Below are 3,413 nucleotides of genomic sequence, written 5' to 3' on the forward strand. Positions count from 1 at the left end.
CTCTACGCCTCAAACCCCCGCCCCACAGGCCATGCGCCGCGCATGGCACAGCCGTTGCACCACCCTCCTCATCCGCACAACCGCCCCCTTCAGGAGCCCCCATGACCACCGAATTCTTCTGGCGCCTGCCCTTGGGCACCGATGGCCCGCAGCTGTCCACCGACCGCCACAACCGCGGCAACCCCGCGCACCGCCCCGGCAATATCGCCCCCGGTCGCCTGCCCGATGGCCAGGCTGACGGTTTCAGCTACATCGACTACATCGCCCAGGTGGCCAAGGCCGCCGAGCTGGCCGGGTTCGAAGGCGCCTTGCTACCCACCGGCCCGGAGCCGTGGATAGCCGCCGCCGCGCTGGCCCGCGAAACCCGGCGCATCCGCTTCCTCATCGCCTTTCAGGCCACCTGGACCCTGCCCGCCTATGCCGCCCAGCAGGCGGCAATTCTGCAAAACCTTAGCGGGGGCCGGCTGGACTGGAACATCATCACCGGCGGCAACCCGGCCAGCCAAAGGGCCAATGGCGACTTCCTGGAGCATGACCTGCGCTACAAGCGCACCGGCGAATTCCTCGACGTGATCCAGGGCCTATGGACACAGGAAAAGTTCTCCTACGAAGGCGATATCTACCGCCTGGAAAACGGCAGCCTGCCGCCGGGCCTGCAACACGAACGCAAACCGGGCGTGTACTTCTCCGGCTTTTCCGATGCCGCACTGGACGTGGCCGCGCGCCATGCCGATGTGTACCTGAACTGGGCCGAGCCCATCGACAAGCTCAAGCCGCATATCGAACGCGTGCGTGAACTGGCCGATAAACAGGGCCGCACTGTGCGTTTCGGCCTGCGTGTCGACCTGTTCGCCCGCGAGACCGAAGAACAAGCCTGGCGCGAACTGCGCCAGCAGTTCGAGCGCCTGGAAGGCAAGGCCAGCGCCAGCGCCAAGGGCTTCGTGACCGGCTCGGACTCTGTCGGCGGTGCACGCCAGGCCGCCTATCACCAAGGCTTGCAGGGCTTCGATGAACTGATCCTGGCGCGCAACCTGTGGGCCGGCTTCGCCAAGGCCAAGCCCGGCCCCACCGTGGGCCTGGTGGGCAGCCATCAGAACATCGCCGAACGCCTGGCTGAATACCGCGATGCCGGTTTCAGCACCTTCATCCTCGCCGCCAACCCGCACCTGGAAGAGGCCTTGCGCATCGGTCAGGAAGTGTTGCCGCTGGTGCAGCAGGCTGCCACCACACCGTTGCAGGCCAGTGCCTGAACCCCAACCGGAGCTGAACATGAGCCAACCCCTCGATACCTTGTGGTACACCCGCTGTCCGGTGCCCACCGGCCTGGGCATTGCCGTGCAGCAAGGCTGGCTGCAGGAAGACCTGGCCGGCCTCGGCACCCGGGTGCAGTCCCTGCGTGAAGCCGACCAGCAGGCGGTGCGCGAATCGCACTTTGACCACAGCCTGCTCAATTCGGTACGCCACGGCGGCAGCATCCCGGCTATCTGGGCCCGCGCCCAGGGCCGCGACACCCGGGTCATCGGCCTGTCGTGGGCCGATGAGGCGCAGTTGATCCTGACCCGCCCAGACAGCGGCATCCACACCGTAAAAGACCTCAAAGGCCGCCGCTTCGGCCTGCCCGACTGGGCCGCCGCACAGATCGACTTCACCCGTGCCCAGGCCCTGCGCGGGCTGGAAAACGCCCTCAAGCTCGCAGGCTTGCAAGTGGGCGACGTGGACTTGGTCAACTACCGCTACGACGGTACCTTCAGCGACCGCCCGGTACGCAGCGTGGCCGGCACGCCGGTGTCCAGCACCCAGAGCGAAGGCCGCAACCTGGAGCTGACCGGCCTGCTGCGCGGCGAGGTCGACGCGATTTTCCTCAAGGGCGCCAGCGCCGTACAACTGGCCCACGCCTTCGCCCTGCACACGGTGATCGACACCGGCAGCCACCCCGACCCGCTGATCCGCAGCAACAACGGCACGCCACGCACCCTGGCGGTGGACAGCCACCTGCTGGCGCACCACCCGCAGGTGGTGCGCACCCTGCTCGGTTCGGTGCTGCGCGCCGAACGCTGGGCCCACCAGCACCCCGACGAAACCCGCCGCTATCTGGCGCGGGAAACCAACAGCAGCGAGTACTGGGTGCAAGTGGCTTACGGCACCGACGCCCACCTGCGCCTGAGCACGCGCCTGGACGAACAGGCCATTGATGCCTTGCAGGACTTTGTCGAGTTCCTCAAGCGCTGGCGCTTCATCCCGGCGCGCTTCGAGGTGCGCGACTGGATCACTCGCCAACCACTGGACCAACTGCTGGCCCCCCTCCACATGGACAGGAAACCCGTTACCCCATGACCAAGCCCCTGGAAACGCTCTGGTACACCCACAGCCCCGTGCCCACCGGCCTCGGCATCGCCGTACAATCGGGGCGGCTGGCCGAGGCCTTCACGCCGTTTGGCACCAATATCCAGTCGCTGCGCGAGTCCAGCGAACGCGAGGTGCGTGAAGCCCACTACGACCATCATCTGCAGAACTCGGTGCGCCACGGCGGTAACATCCCGGCGATCTGGGCCTACGCCAGCGGCGTCGAGACCCGCGTGCTGGGGCTGTCGTGGAGTGATGAGGTGCAGTTGATCCTCACCACCGAAGAAAGCGGCGTACGCAGCATTCGCGACCTGAAGAACCGCCGTTTCGGCATACCCAAGTGGGCCAACGTACAGATCGACTTCACCCGCGCCCAGGCCCTGCGCGGGCTGGAAAACGCCCTGAAGCTCGAAGGCCTGGCGGTGGCCGATGTGGAACTGGTCGACTACCCCTACGGCGGCACCTACAGCGACGATGCCAAGCAGCACCTGTACGGTGCTGAAGTGAGCCTGGACACCAGCCGCTTCAGCCGCCGCAACAATGAGCTGATCGGCCTGCTGCGTGGCGACATCGACGCGATCTTCCTCAAAGGTGCGCATGCGGTGCACCTGGCCCACGAGTTCGGCCTGCGCGTGGTGGTCGACACCGGCAGCCATCCGGACCCGCTGATCCGCAGCAACAACGGCACCCCGCGCACACTGACCGTGGACAGGCACTTGCTGGAAAACCACTTCGATGCCAGCCGTACGCTGGTCGACACGGTGCTGCGCACCGAGCAATGGGCCTGGGCTAACCCGGAAGAGACCCGGCGCTTTCTGGCGCGCGAGCTGAACACCAGCGAGTACTGGGTGGCGGCGGCCTATGGCGATGATGCGCATCGGCGCCTGCGTACTACCCTGGACAGCCGCTCGATCGAGGCGCTGCAGGACTTTACCGAGTTCCTGTTCAGGTGGGGGTTCATACCGCGGCGTTTCGATGTGCGCGAGTGGATTGATTTTCGTGTGCTGGAGAGTGTGATCGGGTCGACTTCGCGGTTGGCGGTTTGAGATTGTTGGGGGGGGGGGGGGGGG

The 3,413-nt window shown here is 66.3% G+C and carries 3 protein-coding genes; all 3 read left to right on the forward strand.

Going from position 1 to position 3,413, the window contains the following annotated elements; translation table 11 throughout:
- Positions 1–101: 101 nt before the first annotated feature.
- Genes AC07XM_RS30865 through AC07XM_RS30875 form a run of 3 tightly spaced genes read left to right on the forward strand, consistent with a single transcriptional unit; the run spans position 102 to position 3,389 of the window.
- Positions 102–1,250: an LLM class flavin-dependent oxidoreductase gene (locus AC07XM_RS30865; RefSeq protein ID WP_016486037.1), complete on the forward strand. Its 1,149-nt coding sequence runs from the start codon at positions 102–104 to the stop codon at positions 1,248–1,250.
- Between the two features lie 19 nt (positions 1,251–1,269).
- Entirely contained in the window at positions 1,270–2,334 is a 1,065-nt protein-coding gene (locus AC07XM_RS30870) for an ABC transporter substrate-binding protein (RefSeq protein ID WP_102690287.1), read from the forward strand.
- Positions 2,331–3,389: an ABC transporter substrate-binding protein gene (locus tag AC07XM_RS30875; RefSeq protein ID WP_016486035.1), complete on the forward strand. Its 1,059-nt coding sequence runs from the start codon at positions 2,331–2,333 to the stop codon at positions 3,387–3,389. Before AC07XM_RS30870 ends, AC07XM_RS30875 begins: the two co-directional genes overlap by 4 nt.
- The last annotated feature ends 24 nt before the right edge of the window (positions 3,390–3,413 follow it).

This window comes from Pseudomonas sp. GW460-LB5 (assembly GCF_059423245.1).

Bases quoted from the DNA above. Each gene is read 5' to 3' on its own strand.
- AC07XM_RS30865 (WP_016486037.1), top strand. From the start codon at position 102: ATGACCACCGAATTCTTCTGGCGCCTGCCCTTGGGCACCGATGGCCCG.
- AC07XM_RS30875 (WP_016486035.1), top strand. From the start codon at position 2,331: ATGACCAAGCCCCTGGAAACGCTCTGGTACACCCACAGCCCCGTGCCC.
- AC07XM_RS30870 (WP_102690287.1), top strand. From the start codon at position 1,270: ATGAGCCAACCCCTCGATACCTTGTGGTACACCCGCTGTCCGGTGCCC.